We start from the raw sequence: 24359 nt of genomic DNA, 5'->3' as shown, positions 1-24359 counted from the left end.
GTTTGGGCCGAACCTAAAGTAGGAGTTATCGAAAGATCAAGCCGTCTTGTGACACCGCGATGCAAACCACGGATTTGTGGCGTTTTCGCAACGGTTTCGTTGCATCGCGGCACGAATCCCGCAACCGCGAAGAGCGTATTCCGGCCTCGAATCACTCGCGGATGCGATTGACGGTTTCGCGACGGGAGCGCTAACATTCAGGGCGGAGAGGGGCATCGCAAGAATGCTGGCAGGGCGCATGGTCGTGGTCGGCGGGGGCACCGCGGGGTGGATGACTGCCGCCGCGCTGGCGCATAAGTTCGCCGGCACCCCCGCGCGGATCACGCTGGTCGAATCGGCCGAGATCGGCACGGTCGGCGTCGGCGAGGCGACGATCCCGCACATCCGCCACTTCAACGCGACGCTGGGCATCGACGAAGCCGATTTCCTTGCCGCGACCAAGGGCACCTACAAGCTCGGCATCGAATTCGTGGACTGGGGCCGCAAGGGCGATTCCTATGTCCATCCCTTCGCGGAGTTCGGTGCGCCGATCGGCGGGGTGCCCTTCCACCAGTTATGGTGCGCCGCGCGGGAAGCCGGGGCGTTCGAGGCATATTCGCTGCCCATCCAGGCGGCGCGGCGCGGCCGCTTCCGCCGGCCCGACGGCGATCCCTACAACTATGCCTATCAGTTCGATGCCGGCCTCTATGCGAAGTTCCTGCGCGGCTATGCGGAGGCGCGGGGCGTCGTCCGGCGCGAGGGCAAGGTGGTCGACGTCGCGCTCGATGGAGAGAGCGGCTTCGTCCGCTCGGTCCTGCTCGAGAGCGGCGAGGCGCTCGAAGCGGATCTGTTCATCGACTGCTCGGGCTTTCGCGGCCTGCTGATCGAGCAGGCGCTCCATACCGGATATGAGGAATGGACGCATTGGCTGCCCTGCGACCGGGCGATCGCGCTGCCCTGTGCCAATGCCGGCCCGATCGCGCCGCTGACTCGCGCGACTGCGCAGGATGCCGGCTGGATCTGGCGGATCCCGCTCCAGCATCGCACCGGCAACGGCCATGTCTATGCGAGCGGCTTCACCAGCGACGAGGATGCGCTGCGGACCTTGCTCGGCGCGATCGCCGCACCGCCGATGGCCGATCCCAACCGCCTCCGCTTCGTCACCGGCAAGCGGCGCAGGCAATGGGTCGGCAACGTCGTTGCGATCGGCCTGTCCTCGGGTTTTCTGGAGCCGCTGGAATCGACCAGCATCCACCTGATCCAGCTGGCGATCGGCCGGCTGCTCGACCTTTTCCCCACCCGCGATTGGGACCCGCTCGACGCGGCGGAGTTCAACCGGCTGATGGCGCTCGAATATGAGCGGGTCCGCGATTTCCTGATCCTGCACTATCATTGCACGGAGCGCGACGATTCCGAATTCTGGCGCCATTGCCGCAACATGCGTCTGCCGGACTCGCTCGCATACAAGCTCGCCCTGTTCCGCGAGCGCGGCGTGGTGGTTCAGTATCGCGAGGGCAGTTTCCTCGAGCCGAGCTGGCTCGCGGTCTATCTCGGTCAGCACGTGACGCCGCGCCACTGCGATCCGCGCGCGGGCGGGGCGGGCGCCGCCGCCGCCATGGCCGCGATGCGGACCAGGATCGCCGCGCTGGCCGAGGCGATGCCGGCGCACGAAGCCGCGCTGGGGATGCCGGCATGATCGGCAGCATCGGCATTGTCGGCGGTGGTATCGCCGGCTGGATGGCGGCGCTGGCGCTCGTCCGGGCGCTGCCCGGCACCCGGATCGCCGTCATCGAGACCGATGGTCCGGATTGGAGCCTGGGCCCGTTCGGCCCCGCCGAGGCCAGCCTGGCGGACTTCCCCGCCTGGCTCGGCGATCACGGCGTCGACGAAGGGGTGCTCCTCCGTGCCGCGCGCGCCAGCTTCTCGCTCGGCACCGCCGTTTCCGGCTGGGCGGAGCGCGATGCGGACTGGTTCCTGCCCTTCGGCACGATCGGGGCGCCGCTCGCCGGCATCGCCTTTCACCAGCTCGCAGGCCGCATCCGCGAGACCGGCCGCGCGCTTCGCCTCGCCGATTTCTCGCTGGCCGCCATCGCCGCCGCGTCGGGCCGCTTCGCCCGGCCGAGCCGCGACCCGCGCTCGATTCTCTCCAGCTACGGCTATGGCCTGCATTTCGACCGCGCCGGCCTGGCTGCCGTGCTCCAGGCCGCGACCGGTCTGGCGCCGGCCGGCGGCTTCGGCCGCGCGATCGGCGAGGAGGCCGTCGCCGCCGTCGAGCTGCGCGACGGCACCCGGATCGCCGCCGATCTCTGGCTCGATTGCTCGGGCTCGGCCGCGCTGCTGGCGAGCCGGCTGGACCGTGGCTGGGAGGACTGGTCCGCCTGGCTCCCCTGCGACCGCGTCATCGAGACCTGGAGCGAAGTGGAGGGCGTGCCGCCCCCGCATGCCCATGCCGGCGCCTTCGAGGCCGGCTGGCAGCGCACCGTGCCGCTGATCGGCGGGCAGGGCGGGGCGCTCTTCCATGCCGCCGGGCAGCTTCCGGATCAGCCCGGTGCGATTTCCCTCGCCCAGGGACGCCGCGCGGCCGCCTGGACCGGCAATGTGGTGGCGCTCGGCGCCGCCGCCATGCTGGTCGAGCCGCTCCATGGCTGGAACCTCGCCCTGCTCCGGAATGCGCTCGACCGGCTGATCGGCCTGCTCCCCGCCGCGCCGAACGGCCCCGAGCCGGCCGAATATAACCGCCTGACCGCCCGCGAGGCCGATCGCGTCCGCGATTTCGCGATCCTCCACTACAAGACCAACGGCCGGATCGGCGAGCCCTTGTGGGATGCCGCCCGCGCGATGCCCGTGCCGGAGGCGCTCCGGCACAAGCTCGATCTCCATGCGAGCCGGGGCCGCGTGCCGCTCGACGACGAGGAGCTGTTCGGAGTGGAAGACTGGATCGCCGTGCTCGACGGCCAGGGCCGGCGCCCGCGTCGCCACGATGCGCTCGCCGATGCCGTTCCGGAGGCGCAGCTGCTCGGCCATGCCGGGCGGATCCGCGCGCTGATCCTCGACGCGGTCCGCGCGATGCCCCATCACGGTGCCACGCTCCGCGCCGAAGGACTGATCGCATGAGTGCTCCCGCGCCGATCCGCAGCATCGTCATCGTCGGCGGCGGCACCGCCGGCTGGATGGCGGCGGCGGCGCTCTCGCGGCTGGTGCCCGCCGGAGTCGCGGTGACGCTGGTCGAGTCCGAGGAGATCGGCACGGTCGGCGTCGGCGAGGCGACGATCCCGCCAATCCGCAACTTCAACGCGCTGCTCGGCCTGGACGAGAACGACTTCCTCGCCAGCACCCAGGGCACGATCAAGCTCGGCATCGAGTTCGTCGACTGGACGCGGGAGGGGCATCGCTATGTCCATCCGTTCGGCGAATTCGGCTTCGACGTCGAGGGCGTGAAGTTCCACCAGATCTGGCGCAAGCTTCATGCCGAAGGGCGGGTGCGCGGGATCGCGGACTATAACGTCTGCGCGCTGGCGATGGCGGCGGGCCGCTACCAGCCCCCGGTCGCCGATCCGGGCTCGATCCTGTCGCGCATGGCCTATGCCTATCAGTTCGATGCCTCGCTCTATGCCCGATATCTCCGCGCCCATGCCGAGCGGCGCGGCGTCGTCCGCATCGAGGGCAAGGTTGCGCAGGTGCCGCTGCGCGCCGCGGACGGCTTCATCGAGGCAGTGGTGCTCGAAGGCGATCGGCGGATCGAGGGCGAGCTGTTCCTCGACTGTACCGGCTTCCGCGCGCTGTTGATCGAGCAGGCGCTCCATGCGGGCTGGGAGAGCTGGTCGCACTGGCTGCAATGCGATCGCGCCGTCGCCGTCCCCAGCGCGAGCCCGGGGCCGGAGATCACGCCCTTCACCCGCGCGACGGCGCACCGCGCCGGCTGGCAATGGCGCATCCCGCTCCAGCACCGGGTCGGCAATGGCCATGTCTATTGCAGTGCCGACATCTCCGACGATGCGGCGCGCGAGACGCTGCTGGCCAATCTCGACGGCGCGCCGCTGCGCGATCCTTTCGTGCTGAAGTTCGAGGCCGGGCGGCGCAAGCTGGCGTGGCACCGCAACTGCGTGGCGCTCGGCCTGGCCTCGGGCTTTCTCGAACCGCTCGAATCCACCAGCATCCACCTCGTCCAGTCGGGCATCCACCGGCTGATGGCGCTGCTCCCCGATACCGGCTTCGGCCCGGCGGAGCGGGACGAGTATAACCGCCTGACCGATGCCCAGATGGCGCAGGTCCGCGACTTCGTGATCCTCCATTATCACGCCAATGCGCGCCGCGACGGCGATCTGTGGCGGCGGACCCGCGAGATGGCGGTCCCCGCGAGCCTGGAGCGCAAGCTCGCGCTTTTCCGGAACCGCGGCCGCCTCTTCCGCTACGAGGACGAACTGTTCGCGGAATCGAGCTGGATCGCGGTGCTGCTGGGGCAGGGGGTGATGCCGCGGGGCTGGGATCCGCTCGCGGACGGCCTCGACGACGACAAGCTCGCCACCAGCCTGGCGCGCATCCACGAGATGTTCGCCCGCGCCGCGCTGGCGATGCCGCGCCACGAGGACTGGCTCGCCCGCAACGCCCCCGCAAGGACTGGCTCATGACCGATCGCAACATCCGCTCCATCCTCATCGTCGGCGGGGGCACCGCCGGCTGGATGACCGCCGCCACCTTCGCCCGCATCCTCGGCCCCGATTATGCGAAGATCACGCTGGTCGAGAGCGACGAGATCGGCATCATCGGCGTGGGCGAGGCGACCATCCCCCAGATGGCCACCTTCAACCGCATGCTCGGGCTCGACGAGGACCAGTTCGTCCGCGAGACCAGGGGCAGCTTCAAGCTCGGCATCCAGTTCGTGAACTGGGGGCGGATCGGCCATCGCTATTTCCACCCCTTCGGCCGCTACGGGCTCGATATGAAGGGGGTGTCCTTCCACGCTTATTATCTCCGCCTGCGCCAGCTCGGCGAGGCGCCGGACGTCGACCAATGGTCGCTCCAGGCGATGGCGGCGCGCGACGACAAGTTCATGCGCGCGATCGATGCGGGCAACTCGCCGCTTTCCGACATCGCCTATGCCTATCATTTCGACGCGGGCCTCTATGCGAAGTTCCTGCGCGGCTATGCCGAGGCGCGCGGCGTGACGCGCCGCGAAGGCAGGATCGTCGACGTGAAGCTGCGCGGCGAGGACGGCTTCGTCCAGTCGGTGAAGATGCAGGACGGCACCGAGATCGAAGCCGACCTGTTCGTCGACTGCTCGGGCTTTCGCGGCCTGATCATCGAGCAGGCACTGAAGGCCGGCTATACCGACTGGTCGCAATGGCTTCCCTGCAACCGCGCCATCGCGGTGCCCTGCGCCAGCGTCGATGCCTGGACCCCCTATACCCGCTCGACGGCGCATGCGGCCGGCTGGCAGTGGCGCATCCCGCTCCAGCACCGGATCGGCAACGGCCATGTCTTCTCCTCGAACCATATGTCCGACGACGAAGCGACGGCGATCCTGATGGCCAATCTCGACGGCGAGCCGCTCGCCGATCCGCGCACCGTTCCGTTCACCACCGGTCACCGCAACCGGATGTGGGTAAAGAACTGCGTCGCCATGGGCCTGGCGGGCGGCTTCCTCGAACCTCTGGAGAGCACGTCGATCTGGCTGATCCAGTCGGGCCTGTCGCGTTTCCTGACGATGTTCCCGGACCGCGACTTCAACCAGGCCGACATCGACCGGTACAACCGGATCATGACGACGGATTACGAGGAGATCCGCGACTTCCTCGTCCTCCATTATCATGCGACCGAGCGCACCGATTCCCCCTTCTGGGACTATTGCCGCACGATGGAGATCCCCGGGCGGCTGGCCGAGAAGATGCGCGTGTTCCGCAGCCATGGCCGCGCCTTTCGCGAGAATGAGGAGCTGTTCAACGACACCAGCTGGTTCGCGGTGATGCTCGGCCAGCTGATCGAGCCTGCGTCGCACGACCCGGTGGCCGACGTGATGCACCTCGACGAGACCCGCGACCGGCTCGCCCATATCCGCGAGGCGGTCGCCAATTCGGCCGCCTACATGCCCAGCCACCGCGACTTCATCCGGGAGCATTGCGCCGCATGAGAACTCTCAATTCCCCTTCGTCATCCCCGCGCCGGCGGGGATCCAGAGTCGCGAAGGCCGTCGCTTTGTTACCCTGGATCCCCGCCGGCGCGGGGATGACGATAGGGATGGTGGGGATGACGATGGGGGTGGTGGTCGCCCCCGCCGCCGCCCAGCGGGTCGCGACCTTCCCGTCCTTCCAGTATAGCGGCAAGGACGCCAGCGACGTCGTGCCCGCCAGGCCCGGCGACTATCGCAACCCGATCCTCAAGGGCTTCTATCCCGATCCCAGCGTCACCCGGGTAGGCGACGATTTCTACCTCGTCACTTCCACCTTCAGCTGGTTCCCCGGCATCCCGGTCTTCCATAGCCGCGACCTCGTCCACTGGACGCAGATCGGCAATGCGATCGACCGGCCCGGCATGCTCGACTTCAAGCGGCTGGGCCTCTCGCGCGGCGTGTTCGCGCCGTCGATCCAGGCGAAGGACGGCACCTTCTACCTTCTCAACACCTGTGTCGATTGCGGCGGCAATTTCCTGCTTACTGCCCGGAATCCCGCCGGTCCCTGGAGCGACCCGGTCTGGCTGCCCGATCTGGAGGGCGGCATCGACCCTTCGATGTTCTTCGACGACGACGGCCGCGCCTGGGTGGTCAACAACGGCCCCACCCGCGGCCAGCCGCTCTACGAGGGGCATCGGGCGATCTGGGTCCAGGAGTTCGACCGCGGGACGCGCAAGACCTTCGGCCCGCGCACGCTGCTCGTCGACGGCGGCATCGACATCTCGAAGAAGCCGGTGTGGATCGAAGGTCCGCACATCTTCAAGAAGGACGGCTGGTATTATCTCAGCTGTGCAGAGGGCGGCACGGCGGAGGGGCACAGCCAGGTGATCCTGCGCTCACGCTCGGTCACCGGCCCCTATGCGGCCTGGAGCGGCAATCCGATCCTCACCCAGCGCGACTTGCCGCGCGACCGCCCGCACCCGATCACTTCCGCCGGCCATGCCCAGCTCGTCACCACGCCCGACGGCAAATGGTGGGCGACCTTCCTTGCCGTGCGGCCCTATGCGGGCGATTTCTACACCACCGGGCGCGAGACTTTCCTGCTGCCGGTGGAGTGGAAGGACGGCTGGCCGGTGATCCTGCCGCCCGCCACGCCGATCCCCGGGACTCATGCCCGCCCCGCGCTGCCGCGGGCGCGCGCGCCGCTTCCCACCGCGGGCGCCTTCACGATACGCGACGATTTCCGGGGCAAGCTCCCACCTCATTGGATGATGCTGCGCAACCCGCGCGACGACTGGTACCGCACCGGCGCCGCCGGCCTGTCGCTCGTCGCGCGACCCATCGGCCTGGGCGACAATGCCAATCCGTCATTCCTTGCCCGCCGCCAGCAGCATATCGATGCCGTCGCCGAAACCGTCGTGCAGTTCGCGCCCGAGAAGGATGGCGACCGCGCCGGCCTCGTGGTCCTGCAGAATGACGATTACTGGTTCTTCGTCGGCCGGAAGCGCGTCGGCGGCAAGGATGTCGTTACCGTCGATCAGCGCGAGGGGCCGGCCAGCCCCAAGCTCGGCCGGACGCTGTTCACTGCGCCCGCGCCCGCGGGCGCGCTGCGCCTGCGCATCGCCGTGCAGGGGCGCAGCTACGCCTTCAGCTATGCCGCGCCGGGCGGGAAGCCGGCATGGCAGCGGCTCGGCACGGTCGAGACCGACAGCCTGACCACCAAGGTGGCGGGCGGCTTTGTCGGCTCGGTGTTCGGGCTGTTCGCCGGGGCAGGGGAGTGAGGCGGCGGCATCTTCCCCTCCCCGCAAGGGAGGGAGGATGGCTGGCTCTCTTTGCCGTCCCCCTTCTCGCCAGCCCGCTGCCGGCCGCCGCCGCGCCGCAGGATCCGCCGGTCAATCTCAACCAGCTTGGTTTCGAGCCCGGCGATCCCAAGACCGCGATCGTCGAGGCTGGCGCCGCGCCGCGCGACTGGCAGCTGGTCGACGCGGCGGGCCGCGTCCTCGCCAGCGGCAAGGCGCTGCCCTTCGGTCCCGATATTGCCTCGGGCGTCGAAGTCCAGCGCATCGACTTCTCCGGCTTCCGCATTGCGGGCGGCGGCTATCGGATCCGCGTCGGCGGCAGCGAGAGCGCGCCCTTCGCGATCCGCCCGGGCCTCTATGCCCCGCTCGCCCGCGATGCGCTGGCCTTCTTCTACCATCAGCGCGCCGGCACGCCCATCGAAGCGGCCATCGTCGGGGAGAAATGGGCACGCCCCGCCGGCCATGCGCACGAGGTGGCGAAATGCTTCGCCGGCAGGGACGAGCGCGGCACGGAATGGGCCGGGTGCCCCTACAGCCTCGACGTCACCGGCGGCTGGTACGATGCCGGCGACCACGGCAAATATGTCGTCAATGGCGGTATCGCGCTCTGGACGCTGCTCGCCGCGCATGGGCGCCGCCCCTTGGCGATGCCCGGCCTGCTCGATGAAGCCCGCCACGAGATGGAATTCCTGCTGCGCATGCAGGTGCCCGCGGGTACGCGCCTCACCGTGCCCGTCGGCAAGCCGAAGCCCGCGCCCGGCCAGCCCGCCTGGCAGGCGCCGCCGCCGCCCTTCGCCACGATCGACGCATCGGGCATGGCGCACCAGAAGGTCGCCGATCGCGCATGGACCAAATTGCCCACGCCGCCCCAGGACGACACGCAGGAGCGGCTCCTCTATCCCCCCACCACCGCCGCGACGCTCAACCTGGCGGCCACCGCGGCCCAGTGCGCCCGTATCTGGAAGGGGATCGACGATGCGTTCGCCGCGCGTTGCCTCGCTGCCGCCGAGCGTGCCTTCGCCGCAGCCCGGCGCAACCCGGAAGTCCATGCCACCAACAGCTTCACCGGCTCTGGCGGCTATGGCGACAATGACGTGTCCGACGAATTCTACTGGGCGGCGGCCGAGCTGTTCGTGACTACCGGCGGAGCCGGATATCGCGCGAGCCTGGAGGCTTCGCCGCATTTCCGCGCGCCCGCCGGCGAGCCCGGCTGGCCCCAGGTGGCGACGCCGGGCACGATCACGCTGGCGACGCAGCCCTCCGCGCTCCCCAGGGCCGAAACCGATCGCCTGCGCGGCTCGCTGGTCGCCGCCGCCGATCGCTTCCTGGCCGAGGAGGCGGGCAATGGCTATCGCATTCCCTATCCGGCGTCCGGCTATCCCTGGGGATCGAACGGCGCGCTGCTGAACCGCGCGATGGTGCTGGGTATTGCGGGCGACCTGACCGGCGACTCGAAATACCGGGCGGGCGTGATCGATGCGATCGACTATGTGCTGGGCCGCAACCCCAATCGCGTTTCCTATGTCAGCGGCTATGGCGCGGTGTCGATGCGGCATCCGCATCACCGCTTCTGGGCGCCTTCGCTCGATCCGAAGCTGCCGGGGCCGCCGCCGGGCGTGCTTTCGGGCGGGCCGAACTCGACGGGGATGATCGATCCGGTGGCGGCGAAGCTGAAGGGGCATTGCGCGCCGCAGCGCTGCTGGGCGGACGAGGTCGAGGCCTATGTGCTCAACGAAGTCGCGATCAACTGGAACGCGCCGCTGGTGTGGGTGGCGATGTGGCTGGCCGACTGAAAATTCCTCCCCCGGCTCGCCTGGGGGAGGAATTGGAAACTTACTTCACCGTCAGCGTGGCGCTCTTCAGGTCCACCGAATTCGGCCCCGCCGAGAGGGTGAAGGTCCCCGGCTCCACCACGCGCTTCATCTGCACGTTCCACAGCGACAGATCCTTCGGGGTCAGCTCGAAGGACACGGTCTTCCGCTCGCCGGGCTGGAGAGTCACGCGCCGGAAGCGCTTGAGCTCGATCAGCGGCCGAGTCACGCTCGCTTCGTCGTCGCGGACATAGAGCTGGACGACTTCGTCGCCGGCGCGCTTGCCGGTGTTGGTCACGTCCACCTTCACCGTCACATTGTCCGATACGCCGATCGTGCCCGATCCCAGCACCGGCGCGCCCATCTCGAAGCTGGAGTAGGACAGGCCATAGCCGAACGGATAGAGCGGCGTCGTGTCGCCGAACAGATAGCCGCGCCGCGCGGTCGGCTTGCGGTTATAGTAGATCGGCAGCTGGCCCACGCTCCGCGCGATCGACACGGGCAGCTTGCCGCCCGGGTTGAAGCGGCCGAAGAGCACATCGGCCAGCGCGTTGCCGGTCTGCTCGCCCAGATACCAGCCCTCGATCAGTGCCGGCGCCTTCTCCGCCAGATAGTTCACGGCATAGGGCCGGCCGTTGAGCAGGATCACCACCACCGGCTTGCCCAGCGCGAAGATTTCCTTCGCCAGCTGGTCCTGCGGTCCGGGCAGGTCGAGATTGTCGCTGTCGCCCAGATGTTCGTCGGCCCAGGCCTCGCGGCTCAGCGCCTCGTTGCCGCCCAGCACCATCACCACGACATCGGCGTCCTTCGCCGCCGCTACGGCATCGGCGCGCAGCCTGTCGTTGGTCGCCGCGTCGGTCAGCTTCACGGCGTCGGCGGCCCATATCCGGCCCTCGGTGATCCGCACGCCTTCCGAATAGTCGACCTGGAACCTGCCCTTGCCCTCGGCCTGCATGGCCTCCAGCACCGAGACGACATGGTTGGGCACGTCCGAATAGCCGCCGATCGGCGTGTCCCGGGCGTGGGTGCCGATCACCGCCATCCGCTTGATGCCGGTCGCGTCGAGCGGCAGCAGCTGGTTGGCGTTCTTGAGCAGCACCACCGATTCCCGCGCGGCCTGACGGGCGAGGGCGATCGCCTCGGGCGTATTGGTCCGCTTGGCGGCGAGCTTCGCATCGGCATAGGGGTTCTCGAACAGCCCGCCCTCGAACTTCATCTCGAGCACGCGGCGCACCGCATTGTCGATCTGGCCCTGGCTCACCTTGCCCTCGCGGACCAGCTGCACCAGGAAGTTGAAGCCCTCGCCATCGGGCGTCTCGACGTCGACGCCCGCATCGATCGCGCGCGCGCCGGCGTCCTTCACGTCCTTGAACATCCTGTGCCGGGTCACGAGCTCGCGGATCGCGAAATAGTCGCTCACCACTGCGCCCTTGAAGCCCCATTCGCCGCGCAGCACGTCGTGCAGCAGCCATTTGTTGGCGTGGCTGGGGATGCCGTCGATCTCGTTATAGCTGGCCATCACCGCGCGCACCGGCAGCTGCGTCACTGCGCTTTCGAAGGGCGGGAAGAAATCCTCGCGCAGCGTCCGCTCGCCGAGCGAGGCGGGGCCGACATTGGTGCCGTTGTCCGGCTGACCGTGTCCGGTCATGTGCTTCAGCGTGACGAACACCTTGTCCCGGGCCAGCGGCAGCGTGGTGCCCTGGAAGCCGCGGATCGCGGCCAGGCCCATTTCCGAGACGAGATAGGGGTCCTCGCCATAGGTTTCCTCGATGCGGCCCCAGCGCGGATCGCGCGCCACGTCGACCACCGGGGCCAGGACCAGATTGGCGCCGCGGGCGCGCGCCTCGGCGGCGGCGACCGAGAATATCTTCTCGAGCAGGCCCGGATTCCAGGTGGAGGCGAGGGCGATCGATTGCGGGAAGCTCGTCGCGCCCGGCGCGACCAGGCCGTGCAGCGCTTCCTCGTGCATGATCATCGGGATGCCGAGCCGGGTCTTCTCCATCGACCATTTCTGCGCGGCGTTGATATAGGTCGCGGTGTCGACCGGATCGCGATTGGGGATGGCGGAGGCGTCGGCGCCCGCATTGGCGGTGCCCGCGCTCACGCCCTTGCGGTCCGACGGGCGCGAGATCATGCCCAGGCCGTTGGGGAAGGACCGGCTCGCCTTCGCCGGATCGAAATCGCCGGCCGGCGTCTGGATCGCGTCCTTCTTCAGCCAGATCGCGACCAGCTGGGCGACCTTCTCCTCCAGCGTCATCCGTCCGATCAGGTCCTCGACGCGCGCATCGATCGGCTGGCCGGCATCCTTGTAGAGCGGCTTGTCGGCCTTGGCGGTCTGGGCCTGGGCCGGGGCGGCCAGCACGGGCGTCAGCGCCGTGGCGGCGATGGCAAGCGCGGCGATGCGGCGGAAATTGCGCACGTTCCTCTCCTCTGGGTCGCGGCGCTCGGGCGCCGGCTTCGTTGATCTATGGTAGCGCTATCACTATCAGTGGGAATCCGTAACGGTCAACCGGGTCACGCCGATTGCATTTATGCTAATCGCGGCATATCCCCGAAACGATGAGCAGACCCAGCCGCAGAAGCCGAGGCACGGTCACCGTACAGGACGTCGCGCGCGCCGCCGGCGTTTCCGCGATGACGGTCTCGCGCGTGGTCAATGGCGGATCCAATGTCCGGGAGACCACCCGCCAGGCAGTTCTCGAAGCGATCGCGACGCTGAACTATTCGCCAAACAGCGCGGCGCGCAGCCTGGCGGCGGGCGAGGCCACGCAGATCGGCCTGCTCTATTCCAATCCCTCGGCGGCCTATCTGTCGCAATTCCTGATCGGCGCGCTCGCGGCGGCCAGGCGGGCCGGCTGCCACCTGGTGCTGGAGGCGTGCGAGGGCGAGCGGGCGGACGAGCAGGCCGAGGCGACGCGCCAGTTCGCCTCGACCAGCGTCGAGGGCGTGATCCTGCCGCCGCCGCTGTCCGAAGCCGCGCCGGTCCGTGCCGAGCTGGAGGCGGCGGGCATCCCCTGGGTCTCGGTGGCGATGGGCCTGCCGCCCGAGCGCAGCCTCAACGTGCGGATCGACGATGCCGCCGCCGCCGGCGCGATGACCCGGCACCTGATCGACCTCGGCCATCGTCGGATCGGTTTCATCCGCGGCAATCCCAACCAGACCAGCTCGGCCGAGCGTCATCGCGGCTTCGTCGAGGCAGTGGAGGCCGCCGGGCTCGACGTGAAGGCGATGCCGGTCGAGCAGGGCTATTTCACGTTCCGCTCGGGCATCGTCGCCGCGGAGCGGCTGCTCGACCGCAAGGATCCGCCCACTGCGATCTTCGCGTCGAACGACGACATGGCGGCCGCCGCGGTGGGCGTCGCGCACCGGCGCGGGCTGCACGTGCCGCAGGACATCAGCATCGTCGGCTTCGACGATACCGCGCTCGCCACCACCATGTGGCCCGAGCTCACCACCGTCCGCCAGCCGATCGCCGCGATGGCCGAAAGCGCGCTCACTCTGCTGCTCGCCCGGCTGCGCGCCCACCGCGCCGGCACCACCCACAAGCTGGAGGAGCAGGTGCTCGATCACGAGCTGATCCTGCGCGAATCCTCCGGGCCGCCCCCGGGTGCGGCGCGCGCGCCGGCGGCGGGGAAGAGCTGGCGCTAGGCCACTCCCGTCCCCCGCCATTCGTCACCCCCCGCGCAGGCGGGGATCCCTAGAGTCGCGGGCGAGACGGTCGGAGAAACCCTGGATCCCCGCCTGCGCGGGGATGACGATGTTTGGGGGGGGGGGCTTGGCCAGCCATGCAAACAGGTCCAGCATGACAACGCGGGACAGAGTCGTTCGGCCGAAGCAACCCCACTTGCTTTTCCCTTCGGATCGAGCCACCGTTACCGCTAACAATTCGCCCGGCCAGGGCAGAGTGGAGGGGATAGAGCGAATGAACGATACGGCGCAGAAGGCCAATTTCGGCCTGATCGGCGCCATCGTCGCGGTGGCGACGATCGGCGGCCTGCTTTTCGGCTATGACAGCGGCGCGGTGAACGGCACGCAGGAAGGGCTGCGTTCCGCCTTCACGCTCGACGAGGCCGGGCTCGGCTTCACCGTCGGCTCGCTGCTGATCGGCTGCGTGTTCGGCGCCTTCTTCGCGGGCACGCTCGCCGATTCGATGGGCCGCCGCAACGTGATGCGCCTGGCCGCGCTGCTTTTCCTCGGCGGCGCGCTGGTCCAGGGCTTCGCGCACGACCACACCATCTTCGTCATCGCCCGCATCATCGGCGGCGTCGCGGTGGGCGCGGCCTCGGTGCTCTCGCCCGCCTATATCTCCGAAGTCGCCCCCGCGAACATCCGCGGCCGGATGACGACGGTGCAGCAGATTATGATCATCACCGGCCTCACTGCCGCCTTCGTGGTGAACTATTATCTCGCCCAGGCCGCCGGCAGCTCGCTCGGCCATCTCGGCGGGATCGAGGCGTGGCGCTGGATGTACCTGATGCAGGCGATCCCGGCCGCCGTCTTCCTCGTCGCGCTGTTCTTCATTCCGGAGAGCCCGCGCTACCTCGTCGCAAAGCGGCGCGACGCGGAAGCCGGCAAAGTGCTCACCAGCCTGTTCGGCGCCGACGCGGCCGCCGCCAAGCTCGCCGAGATCCGCGCCAGCTTCTCGACCGATCACCGTCCGCGCCTGGCGGACATCTTCGCGCCGGGCGGCTTCCTCGGCATCCGCGCGATCGTCTGGGCCGGCCTGCTGCTCGCGGTGTTCCAGCAGCTCGTGGGCATCAACGTCATCTTCTATTACGGCGCGACGCTGTGGCAGCTCGCCGGCTTCACCGAGAATGACGCGCTGCTGATCAACATCGTCTCGGGCGCGGTCTCGATCGCGGCCTGCTTCCTCACGATCGCGCTGATCGATCGCATCGGCCGCAAGCCGTTGCTGCTGATCGGCTCGGCCGGCATGGCGGTGACGCTGTTCGTGATGGTCTATGCGTTCAGCCAGGGCACGCTCGATCCGGCGGGCAAGCTCGTCCTGACTCCGCAAATGGGCATGGTCGCGGTGATCGCGGCGAACCTCTACGTGATCTTCTTCAACGTCAGCTGGGGCCCGGTGATGTGGGTGATGCTTGGCGAGATGTTCCCCAACCAGATCCGCGGTTCGGCACTGGCGGTGTGCGGCTTCGCGCAATGGGGCGCCAACTATGTCATCGCCCAGACCTTTCCGAGCATGGCGAAGTTGAGCCTCACCGGCGCCTACACCTTTTACGGCGTCTGCGCGGTGATCAGCTTCTTCCTGGTCCAGAAGTTCATCCACGAGACCAAGGGCAAGGAACTGGAGGCGATGGAGGGGTGAGGTCCCAATTCCTCCCCGGCACGGGGAGGGGGACCAGCCAAAGGCTGGTGGAGGGGGCTCTCCACCAGCCACGTCCTTTGCGGAGAGCCCCCTCCACCACCGCTTCGCGGCGGTCCCCCTCCCCGTGCCGGGGAGGATGAAGAGGAAATATGACCCGCACCCCCGTCCGCCCCTTCCGCTCGCGCGAATGGTTCGCCGCGCCCGGCCGTGCCGACATGGCGGCGCTCTATCTCGAGCGCTTCATGAACTACGGCATCACGCCGGAGGAACTGACATCGGGCAAGCCGATCATCGGCATCGCCCAGTCGGGCAGCGACATCGCCCCGTGCAATCGTATCCATCTGGAGACAGTGAAGCGCGCCCGGGCCGGCATCCTCGCGGCGGGCGGCGTGCCGATGGAATTCCCGCTTCACCCGATCTTCGAGAATTGCCGCCGCCCCACCGCGGCGCTCGATCGCAACCTCGCCTATCTCGGCCTGGTCGAGATTCTCAACGGCTATCCGATCGATGCCGTCATCCTCACCACCGGCTGCGACAAGACCACGCCTTCGTCGCTGATGGCGGCCTCCACCGTCGACATCCCCGCGATCGTCCTGTCGGGCGGCCCGATGCTCGACGGCTGGCACGAAGGCGAGCTGGTCGGCTCCGGCACCGTCATCTGGCGATCGCGGCGCAAGATGGCCGCGGGCGAGATCGACGAGGCCGAGTTCCTCCGCCGCGCGATGGAGAGCGCGCCGTCGTCGGGCCATTGCAACACCATGGGCACCGCCTCGACGATGAACAGCATCGCCGAAGGGCTCGGCATGTCGCTCCCCGGCTGCGCGATGATCCCGGCGCCGTATCGCGAGCGCGGCCAGATGGCCTATGAGACCGGCAGGCGCATCGTCGAGATGGCCTATGAGGATCTCCGCCCCTCGAAGATCCTGACGCGCGCGAGCTTCCTCAACGCGATTCGGCTGCTGACCGCGATCGGCGGCTCGACCAACGCCCAGCCGCATCTCGACGCGATGGCGCGGCATGCGGGAATCGAGATTACGCCGGACGACTGGCGTTCGGGCTATGACCTGCCGCTCGTCGTCAACATGCAGCCGGCCGGCGAATATCTCTCCGAGCGCTTCCACCGCGCGGGCGGTATCCCCGCGGTCCTCTCCGAGATGCTCGCCAACGGCGCGCTCGACGGCGGCATGATGACTTGCACCGGCCGGACGCTGGCCGAGAACATCGCCGACAGCCATGTCTCGGATCGCGAAGTGATCTTCCCCTGGGACCGGCCGCTCAAGCACAAGGCGGGCTTCCTCGTCCTGTCGGGCAATCTCTTCGACATGGCGATCATGAAGACCAGCGTGATCGGCGAGGATTTCCGCGCCCGCTATCTCGCGCGCCCGGGCCAGGAGGGCGTGTTCGAAGGCCGCGCGATCGTGTTCGACGGCTCGGACGATTATCACCACAACATCAACGATCCGGCGCTGGGCATCGACGAGAACTGCATCCTCGTCATCCGCGGCTCGGGCCCGATCGGCTGGCCCGGCTCGGCGGAAGTGGTCAACATGCAGCCGCCCGATCACCTGATCCAGCGGGGCATCATGAGCCTGCCGACACTGGGCGACGGCCGCCAGTCGGGCACGTCGGACAGCCCGTCGATCCTCAACGCCTCGCCGGAGAGTGCGGCGGGCGGGGGGCTGGCCTGGCTGCGCACCGGCGACACGATCCGCATCGATCTGAATGCCGGCACCTGCGATGCGCTGGTCGCGCCGGAGGAGATTGCCCGCCGCAAGGCCGAGCCCGCGCCGCCGATCCCGGAGAGCAATACGCCCTGGGAAGAACTCTACCGTGAGAAGGTGGGTCAGCTGGGCGAGGGCGGGGTGCTCGATTTCGCGCTGAAATATCGGCGGACGAGCGAGAAGGTGCCGCGCCACAACCATTAGTCGCCAATCCTCCGCCCCGGGATTGGTTCGACGATTATCCCCTTGAGACAAGCGTCCCTGTTTCGTCATCCCCGCCTGCGCGGGGATGACGACGGGAAATCAGATGCTTGTTTGGGTTCTCAACCTAGGGTCAAGACTCGTTCAGCAAACCTTGTCATCCCCGCCTGTGCGGGGATGACGATTGAAGGAATATGAGTCCCCACCCTAGTCGCAAATCCTCCCCCGCGGGGGGAGCATTGGGCTAAGCCACCCCATGCATCCGCTCGACAATCCCGCCTGGACGGCGCTTGCCACCAGCCAGAAGCATCTCGCTCGCGGCCAGGGCGCAGCCCGGCGCTACGACGGCGACTATGCCATCTTCGCTGCCGCGGAGGATCATGGCGACGTGCCGCTGGCCGCGCTCGGCGCGCTGCTCGCCGCCACCGGCCCGGCCATCGTGCTGGAGAGGGAGCCGCTGCCGCCGGTGCCCGGCGCGATCGTCCGGAAGCACCGCATGGGCGTCCAGATGCTTGCCGAGGCCCCGATGCCGGCCAATCCGGACTTCGCCTTCGAGGAACTGGGTGATGCCGGTGCGGCCCAGATGCTGGCGCTCGCGACGTTGACCGAGCCCGGCCCCTTCTTCGCCCGCACCCACCGGCTCGGCCGCTTCATCGGCGTGCGGCACGAGGGCAGGCTCATCGCCATGGCCGGCGAGCGGATGCGGACTCCTGGCTTCACCGAAGTTAGCGGGGTCTGCACCCATCCCGATTTCCGCGGCGCCGGCCTTGCCGGCAAGCTGATGCGCGCAGTCGCCGCCCGCATCGTCGCGCGGGGCGAGCTGCCTTTCCTGCACGCCTATGCGGACAATGCGTCGGCAATCGCCTTGTACGAGCGCCTGGGCTATCGCTACCGGATCGACGTCAACGTGACGGTGCTGGCGCAGGTCTAGCGTTAGGTCGAGAAGCCAAACAAGTATCTGATTGTCCTTCGTCATCCCCGCCTGCGCGGGGATGACGAAGGAGAGCGTCATTCCGAAGGGCACGAGCTCCGCTATCCACCCGGTCAGGACGGCTCAGTCGGTGCCGGGCTCGGCGCTATGGCCGATGTCGATCAGCGCGGACAGGACTTCGCGGGCGTGGCGGATCTTCTCCGCGCCCACCCATGCCGTCAGCTCGGCATCGATCGCCACGCGGGCGGCGGTCTGCGTCTCGGCGGCGGCGCGCCCGCGCTCGGTGAGCGTCACGGTCAGCCGGCGCCGATCAGCGAGGTCGATCTGCCGGTCCAGATAGCCGCGCAGCACCAGCGCATCGACCAGCTGGCCCGCCGCCTGCTTGCTCACCCGCAGCTCGCGGATGATCTGGGAGAGCGGCGCCTCGCCCAGCGCCAGCGCGCCGATCACATAGAGCCCGTTACCGGGGATGTCGTCATAGCCGCCCTCCGCCAGCGCCGCCCGCATCGCGGCGCCATAGGTGTGGCGCGCGTGGCGCAGCAGCGCGGGCAGGGGGATCTGGATGGCGGGTTCGTCGAGCATGTGAGTCGTTTACAGTCAATGTATCTGATAGTCAATATGGTTGACTATCTGGCTGTCCTACAGGCGCCGTATCTGCTAGTCCTCGACTTGCTCTTTGAACGGTCCGGAAAAACCAGCCGCGGAAGCATGCGCGCCGCGCGGGAGGGGGAAATCGCGTGCGCCGCCGGCGCGCGCGAACTTCCGCGTGCGAAGCATATGCTGCCGCTACGGACGACTCGCAGCCTCGCTCTCAGGCGAACCGATCGTTTCGGACAAGCGCGGAGCGGCAAAGTGCGCGAGCTTCGCGAACTTCCGCATCCGCAGGCGCCTGGAGTCAGGCGCCTTCACGGATCAATGTCCCCGCCACCCCCGGCACTGCGACGCGGAAGGCGAACAGGTCGCCCGCATGGGGGTTCGCCGCCTTCTCCGCGGGGGAGAGATGCTTGTTGGCGGTGGTCGCATAGACTGTCTTCAGATCGGGTCCGCCAAAGGCGATCTTGGTGATCGCGTCGACAGGAAATGGCACAGTTTCAATCAGTTGTCCGTCGGGTGCATAGCGGCGCACCGCCGATCCCTTGTACAGCCCCACCCACAGGCAGCCCTCGGCGTCCACGGTCGGCCCGTCGGGATAGCCCTGCTCGTTGGGGATGCGGGCGAGTTCGCGCCGATTGGCCAGGCTGCCGTCCGCGGCCAGGTCGCAGGCATGGATCACGCCGCCCAGCGTATCGACATGGTAGAGTGTCCGCCCGTCGGGGCTCACCGCCGGGCCGTTGGTGATCGAGACGAAGGGGCTCGCGGCGATGCAGCGCCCGTCCGCCGCCAGCCGGTAGATCGCGCCGCTGTCATCGGCCTCGGCGTCGTCCATCGTGCCGAACCACAGCCGGCCGGCGGGATCGACGGTGGCGTCGTTCAGCCGGTTGCCCGGTTTTTCCGGTTCGGGATCAACCAGATGGGTGAAGCTGCCATCCGCGGGATCGAACCGGGCGAGCCCGGTCTGCAGCCCCGCGACGAACCCGCCGCTTGCCGCCGGCAGCACGAAGCCCAGCTGGCCGGGCGCGGGCCAGCTGCGCTTGCCGCCCGTCGCGGGATCGTAGCGATGGACCCGATGGCCCTTGATGTCGACGAACCACAAGGCGGCGTCGCGCGCCACCCAGACCGGCCCTTCGAGCAGCGGCGCGGCGAGCGACCAGACACTCGCGGGTGCCGAGGTCACCACGCCCATGGCTCAGCGCCAGCCCGCGTCGACGAAATATTCGTGGCCGGTGATCAGCCGGGCATCGTCCGAGGCAAGGAACAGCGCCATCGCCGCGATGTCGTCGGGCACCAGCCGGCCTTTCAGGCACTGGGCGTTGACGATCTCGGCCTCGCCCTCGGGCGTGTACCATTTCATCTGGCGCGGGGTCTTCACATTGCCCGGCACGATGCAGACCGAGCGGATGTTGTCGGGCCCCAGCTCGCGCGCGAAGCTGCGGGTCAGGCCCTCGATCCCGGCCTTGGCGGTCTGGTAGAGGGTCAGCCCCTCCAGCGCGAGGTGCCAGGAGATCGAGCCCAGGTTGATGATCACGCCGGCGCCCTTGGCCTTCATCCCCGGGATCACCGCCTGGGCGCAGAAGAACAGGTGCTTCAGGTTCACATTGAGCCGGTTTTCCCAATATTCTTCCGTGACTTCCTCGATCGTGTGGCGATCGTCGTTCGCGGCGTTGTTCACCAATATGTCGAAGCTGCCATGATCCTCGATCAGCCGCGCGATCCGGGCCCTGGCGCCGGCGACGTCGGTCAGGTCGACATGCTCGTAGACCGGCGGCTGCCCCAGGCCCGCAAGGCCGGTGACCAGCGCCTGCGACTCCGCATCGGCGATGTCGAAGAACGTGACGTCGCAGCCCTGGCGGACAAAGCCCTCGACCATGCCGGCGCCGATGCCCGATCCGCCGCCGGTGACCAGCACGCGCTTGCCCTTCAGGCTCGGATAGAGGGCGCGCTGATCGCGAGTGAGCGGCACGTGCATGGGATCAGCTTCCGACATGAGAATAAGGTACCCTGGAATAGTGTTTAATTTGTCCGAGTAAATCGCTCACAGCAGGCCGCGGCCCGCCAGGTTGCGCATCAGCTCGCGGATGCCGAAGGTCCAGGGCGGGGCCGCCTTGGAAGTGGTGACGCGGTTGGCGAGGGTGCCGAGCTTCGGGCTCGCGATGCGCACCAGGTCGCCGTCCTTGTGGGTGAAGCCGCGGCCGGGATGGTCGCGGTCCTGGATCGGGGCGAACAAGGTGCCCAGGAACAGCGCGAAGCCGTCCGGATATTGGTGCTCGCTCAGCGCCTGGCGGACCAGCTCGGTGGGATCGCGGCTGATCTGGCTCATCTTGTTGGTGCCCTCGAGGCGATAGCCTTCGGGCCCGTCGATGACGAGGTCGATCTCGGCGGCGCGGACATCGTCCATCGTGAAGCCGTCGTCGAACAGGCGGATGAACGGCCCGAGCGCGGTCGAGGCGTTGTTGTCCTTGGCCTTGCCGAGGAGCAGGGCGCTGCGCCCCTCGAAGTCGCGCAGGTTGACGTCATTGCCCAGCGTCGCGCCCCTGGGGGTGCCGTGCCGGTCGACGATCAGCACCACTTCGGGTTCGGGATTGTTCCAGTCGCTGTCCGAGCGCACGCCGATGTCGGCGCCCCAGCCGACTGCGGAGAGCACGGGCGCCTTGGTGAACACCTCGGCATCCGGCCCGATCGCCACTTCGAGATATTGCGACCACATGCCCGCATCGATCAGCGCGGCCTTGAGGCTCGCCGCCTCGGGCGTGCCGGGGGCGGCCGCGCGGATGCCCGAGCCGATCCTGGCCTCCAGTTCGTCGCGGATCGCCGCCGCCTTGTCGGCATCGCCGCGGGCGCGCTCCTCGATCACGCGCTCGATCGCCGAGAGCGCGAAGGTCACGCCGCAGGCCTTGACGCATTGCAGGTCGATCGGGGCGAGCAGCACGGGGCCGTTATCGCTACCAATGTCGGCCACGGCGCCGATGTCGACGCCCGCCACGCCTGCCGGATCGGCAAGGTCGAGCAGGTCGGCCACGGTCGCGGCGCTGGCCGACACGTCATGGATCCGGCCGCCGCGCAGGAGGACGGGGCTGGGGCCCGCCTCCGTCAGGACGCGGCCAACCAGAATCGCCTTCTCATGATCGACAGGCAGCACTTCCGCCGGAGACGCTTTCAAATCCTCTCGCCCCAATATCTGCTTTTGATAGCGCTACCATGCGGCGCCACGGGGCAGGCTGTCAAGCGGGTCGCGCTGCTTTCCCCCTTATTGCGGAACCGCTTCCAGAAGCGCGAGGATCTCGCCGACGATCTCGGCGGGCGGGCGCATCGTGCCGTCGGTGCTGGCGTGCACCATGTGCCAGGGGCCGAGCAGGCCGGCGGCCACGATCGACTCGTAATTGCCGCGCACGCGCTGCTGGAGCGCGACGTCGGCTTCATACTCGTCGAAGCTCTTGCTCGTGTAGCTGCGCTCGGCCTTTTGCAGGATCAGCGCGCGTGCCAGTTCCCAGGGCGTGTTCAGATAGATGGAGAGGGCCGGCACCGGCAGGGCGAACTGGCCGGTCTCCAGCGCCAGGATCCATTCCATCAGCGCGCGGCTCTCCTCCGCCGGCACGCGTGCGCCCTGATAGGCCATGTTCGAGGCGACATAGCGGTCGAAGATCAGCACGTCGTGCGCGGCGGCGGCAGCGAGGATCTGCTCGCGCCATTCGAACCGGTCGAGCGCATAGAGCGTCGCGGCGGCATGGGGCCCCACCGGCACGGGCATGTCCCCGGCCAGGTAGCGGCCGATGGTCACGCCGGCGACGGTCTCGCCATAGCGCGGGAAGCCGATCACCGTGGCGGTCTTGCCCGCTGCCTGGAGCGTCTCGCAGAGCAGCCTCGACGTGGTGTTCTTGCCGACGCCGTCGGCGCCCTCGATCGCGACGATGATCCCCATGACCGGCGCCCCTAGCATGGGCGCCGCGATCAGAGGAAGACAGCAGAGACGATCGCGGCGAGATGCGCCGGATCGCAGTCGTCGAGCGCCACTTCCATGTCGGGATTGATGCTGTAGCCGATCATCCGCCCGTCACGGTCCGAAGCGACCGAGAGCAGCCGCCAGCCCTCGCCCTCGCGCAGCGCGGCGAGTCCGCCGGGCACCGGCAGCCGGTCGGGATCGGCGACCACTGTCGCTTGCGCGGGCAGGCCGCCGCCCAGCGTCGCGCGGCAGACCTTGAGGCCGAAGGCATTGGGCCCCGCGATGTGCGGCGCCTCCACGGTCTTGCCGGTCGGCTGATGGCCGATCAGGCCATGGGGCAGGGGCGCGCCGAAGATCGGTAACAGGCGGATCGCCGTCATCGGCGCGCCGGGGATCGGCAGCGGGATCGCAGTCGGGGCCGCCGGTGCGGAAGCCTCCTCGCGAAGCGCCGCCTGGAGTTCGGCGACGCGCTCCCGCGTGCGGGCGATCCGGGTCTCGGGGTTGGCGATGGTCGCGAGAAAGGCATCCAGCACGCCCGCCGCGCGGCGTTTCTCCACTTCGGCGCGCAACCCGGGCTCGTCGGCGACGCCGAACAGCGCGAACAGCGCGCGTTGAACGGCGGGGTTCCAGCGGCCGAACGGCTTTTGCGCATTCTCCACCCGCGAGAGATTGACCGGGGGCAGGCCGAAGTCGCGCTCGATCATGGCGATGGTCAGGGCCGGATCGAGCGTGCGGCGCGCGCGCAGCGCGGCACCGAGCAGCACCGCGAACCGCTCCTCCTTCAGATCGATCTGCGCGCCGTCGCTGAACGGCTCGGCCCAGGCGGCGATGTCGAAATCGGGGGAATCGATGTCGAGCAGCAGGTCGGCGGGAGCGATACCGAGCGCGGCGGCGATGCGGCGCAGTTCGTCCGGCCGCGCGACGACTTCGCCGCGCTCGATCTTCGAAAGACGAATATAGGGGATCTCTGGAATCCCGGCCGAGAGGCGAAGCAGTTTGGCAAAGCCGTGCCGCTGCCGCTGCTCGCGCACCCGGTTCGGAAAGACAATTGCACGATAGAAGTCGATCATGGGTTCGCCTGCGGATCCCGCCCGCATCTTACCCTTGCCGTTCGCGCTTGCCATGACCGATCCCCTCGATTCTGAGGGTATCTTGAAGCAATTCAAGGATAATACAAGGTAAACGGCATTCCGTTAGTGGAATGAACCGGCCGGCTGCGGCCCTGTCAGCAGCCCGCACGGGCCCGCCGGATCGAGGTCCAGGATCATCGCCAGCGTGCTTTCGCCGGTGGCGTGGCGAAGCAGCCAGCCTTCGGCCGAGGGTGCCGGATGATCGGGGGCGAAGGCCACGCCGGTGCCGTCGGTGATCGCACCCAGTGCGCCCGGCGGGGTCGGCCAGCGGCCGGCGAGATAGTCGAGCAGCGCCGCTGCGGCGTCTTGCAGCGCGCCCTCGTCGCTGTCCTCGGGGCAGAAGGCGTCGGGGGCGGCCGAGATGGTCGCCACGCGCTTGAAGTCGCGCCGGCGCCACCAGAGCAGGTGGATCTGGCCGTCAGCGGTCGCTTCCAGGCCGAGGATCAGGTCGCTGCCGGCCGGCAGCAGCGGGCGGGCCAGCCGCGCCACGTCCTGTGCCAGTGCGGTCAGGCGGCGATTGGGGCGCGGCAGCGAACCGGGGAAATCCTCGGTGCCCTGCCAGTCGAAATTGCGATGCATCGGTTCCTCCGGCCCTCTCGGGAGCATTATAGGATAAGCGGACGCGCGGGGGCGTTCCGATGCGATCAGTGGAGCGAGGCGGTCGACGGCGCCGGCGCGGCCGCGAGCTGGACCGCTTCGACACGCTCCGACTGCTCGGTGGCGGATGCCGCGGCGGCGGGCGAGAGCGTGCTCGGATCGACGGCGCGGACGCTGGCCAGGCGATTGTGCGGCAGGCTCGCATCGGGGAGGATCGGGGT

Annotated in this window: 18 protein-coding genes; 10 read left to right on the top strand and 8 right to left on the bottom strand. The window is 68.6% G+C overall.

All coding sequences use genetic code 11. The features are described 5' to 3' along the window. Positions 1-223 precede the first annotated feature (223 nt). The 6 genes from FFS08_RS09290 to FFS08_RS09265 all read left to right on the top strand — a co-directional run bounded on the left by FFS08_RS09290 (position 224) and on the right by FFS08_RS09265 (position 9677). Positions 224-1675, top strand: coding sequence for a tryptophan halogenase family protein (locus tag FFS08_RS09290; protein ID WP_137863807.1), 1452 nt, complete (start codon positions 224-226; stop codon positions 1673-1675). Further along, entirely contained in the window at positions 1672-3093 is a 1422-nt protein-coding gene (locus FFS08_RS09285; protein ID WP_137863808.1) for a tryptophan 7-halogenase, read from the top strand. Before FFS08_RS09290 ends, FFS08_RS09285 begins: the two co-directional genes overlap by 4 nt. Beyond that, positions 3090-4607, top strand: coding sequence for a tryptophan halogenase family protein (locus FFS08_RS09280; RefSeq protein WP_137863809.1), 1518 nt, complete (start codon positions 3090-3092; stop codon positions 4605-4607). The genes FFS08_RS09285 and FFS08_RS09280 overlap by 4 nt, the downstream gene beginning before the upstream one ends. Continuing rightward, a complete protein-coding gene (locus FFS08_RS09275; protein ID WP_137863810.1) occupies positions 4604-6106 on the top strand; it encodes a tryptophan halogenase family protein in 1503 nt (500 codons plus the stop codon). The genes FFS08_RS09280 and FFS08_RS09275 overlap by 4 nt, the downstream gene beginning before the upstream one ends. Positions 6107-6222: 116 nt before the next feature. Further along, positions 6223-7866 (top strand): glycoside hydrolase family 43 protein, encoded by a 1644-nt coding sequence (locus FFS08_RS09270; RefSeq protein ID WP_249341184.1) that lies wholly within the window; start codon positions 6223-6225, stop codon positions 7864-7866. Further along, complete coding sequence (locus FFS08_RS09265; RefSeq protein ID WP_249341185.1) at positions 7863-9677, top strand: glycoside hydrolase family 9 protein; 1815 nt, start codon at positions 7863-7865, stop codon at positions 9675-9677. Before FFS08_RS09270 ends, FFS08_RS09265 begins: the two co-directional genes overlap by 4 nt. A 40-nt stretch (positions 9678-9717) precedes the next feature. Here FFS08_RS09265 and FFS08_RS09260 read toward each other — a convergent pair whose 3' ends face one another. Then, positions 9718-12114, bottom strand: coding sequence for a glycoside hydrolase family 3 N-terminal domain-containing protein (locus FFS08_RS09260; protein WP_137863812.1), 2397 nt, complete (start codon positions 12112-12114; stop codon positions 9718-9720). 140 nt (positions 12115-12254) lie between these two features. Here FFS08_RS09260 and FFS08_RS09255 point away from each other — a divergent pair, with 140 nt between their 5' ends. The 4 genes from FFS08_RS09255 to FFS08_RS09240 all read left to right on the top strand — a co-directional run bounded on the left by FFS08_RS09255 (position 12255) and on the right by FFS08_RS09240 (position 17874). After that, positions 12255-13343 carry a LacI family DNA-binding transcriptional regulator gene (locus FFS08_RS09255; protein WP_137863813.1) on the top strand — a complete coding sequence of 363 codons (1089 nt, stop codon included), beginning with the start codon at positions 12255-12257 and terminating at the stop codon, positions 13341-13343. Positions 13344-13617: 274 nt separating this feature from the next. Further along, positions 13618-15021, top strand: coding sequence for a sugar porter family MFS transporter (locus FFS08_RS09250; protein ID WP_137863814.1), 1404 nt, complete (start codon positions 13618-13620; stop codon positions 15019-15021). 149 nt (positions 15022-15170) lie between these two features. Beyond that, positions 15171-16946 (top strand): IlvD/Edd family dehydratase, encoded by a 1776-nt coding sequence (locus FFS08_RS09245; RefSeq protein WP_137863815.1) that lies wholly within the window; start codon positions 15171-15173, stop codon positions 16944-16946. Between the two features lie 253 nt (positions 16947-17199). Continuing rightward, positions 17200-17874, top strand: coding sequence for a GNAT family N-acetyltransferase (locus FFS08_RS09240; protein ID WP_137863816.1), 675 nt, complete (start codon positions 17200-17202; stop codon positions 17872-17874). Between the two features lie 123 nt (positions 17875-17997). Here FFS08_RS09240 and FFS08_RS09235 read toward each other — a convergent pair whose 3' ends face one another. The 7 genes from FFS08_RS09235 to FFS08_RS09205 form a co-directional block, all read right to left on the bottom strand. Further along, positions 17998-18456, bottom strand: a complete 459-nt coding sequence (locus tag FFS08_RS09235; protein ID WP_137863817.1) for a MarR family winged helix-turn-helix transcriptional regulator — start codon at positions 18454-18456, stop codon at positions 17998-18000. A 313-nt stretch (positions 18457-18769) separates the two neighbouring features. Continuing rightward, complete coding sequence (locus FFS08_RS09230; RefSeq protein WP_171012544.1) at positions 18770-19657, bottom strand: SMP-30/gluconolactonase/LRE family protein; 888 nt, start codon at positions 19655-19657, stop codon at positions 18770-18772. Between the two features lie 3 nt (positions 19658-19660). Next, positions 19661-20440 carry a D-xylose 1-dehydrogenase gene (gene xylB, locus FFS08_RS09225; protein ID WP_137863818.1) on the bottom strand — a complete coding sequence of 260 codons (780 nt, stop codon included), beginning with the start codon at positions 20438-20440 and terminating at the stop codon, positions 19661-19663. Positions 20441-20506: 66 nt separating this feature from the next. Beyond that, positions 20507-21631, bottom strand: coding sequence for a fumarylacetoacetate hydrolase family protein (locus tag FFS08_RS09220; RefSeq protein WP_249341186.1), 1125 nt, complete (start codon positions 21629-21631; stop codon positions 20507-20509). An 87-nt stretch (positions 21632-21718) separates the two neighbouring features. Beyond that, positions 21719-22390 carry a nucleoside/nucleotide kinase family protein gene (locus FFS08_RS09215; protein WP_137863819.1) on the bottom strand — a complete coding sequence of 224 codons (672 nt, stop codon included), beginning with the start codon at positions 22388-22390 and terminating at the stop codon, positions 21719-21721. Between the two features lie 29 nt (positions 22391-22419). Next, the gene (locus tag FFS08_RS09210) at positions 22420-23481 is read right to left on the bottom strand and encodes a helix-turn-helix domain-containing protein (RefSeq protein WP_249341187.1); all 1062 of its coding nucleotides are present in this window, start codon (positions 23479-23481) and stop codon (positions 22420-22422) included. A gap of 123 nt (positions 23482-23604) precedes the next feature. Continuing rightward, positions 23605-24120, bottom strand: a complete 516-nt coding sequence (locus FFS08_RS09205; protein WP_137863820.1) for a hypothetical protein — start codon at positions 24118-24120, stop codon at positions 23605-23607. Positions 24121-24359: the final 239 nt, after the last annotated feature.

It is taken from the genome of Sphingomonas sp. 1F27F7B (genome assembly GCF_005503355.1).
Taxonomy (GTDB): Bacteria; Pseudomonadota; Alphaproteobacteria; order Sphingomonadales; family Sphingomonadaceae; genus Sphingomonas.
This window is presented reverse-complemented; position numbering and strand designations above follow the sequence as displayed.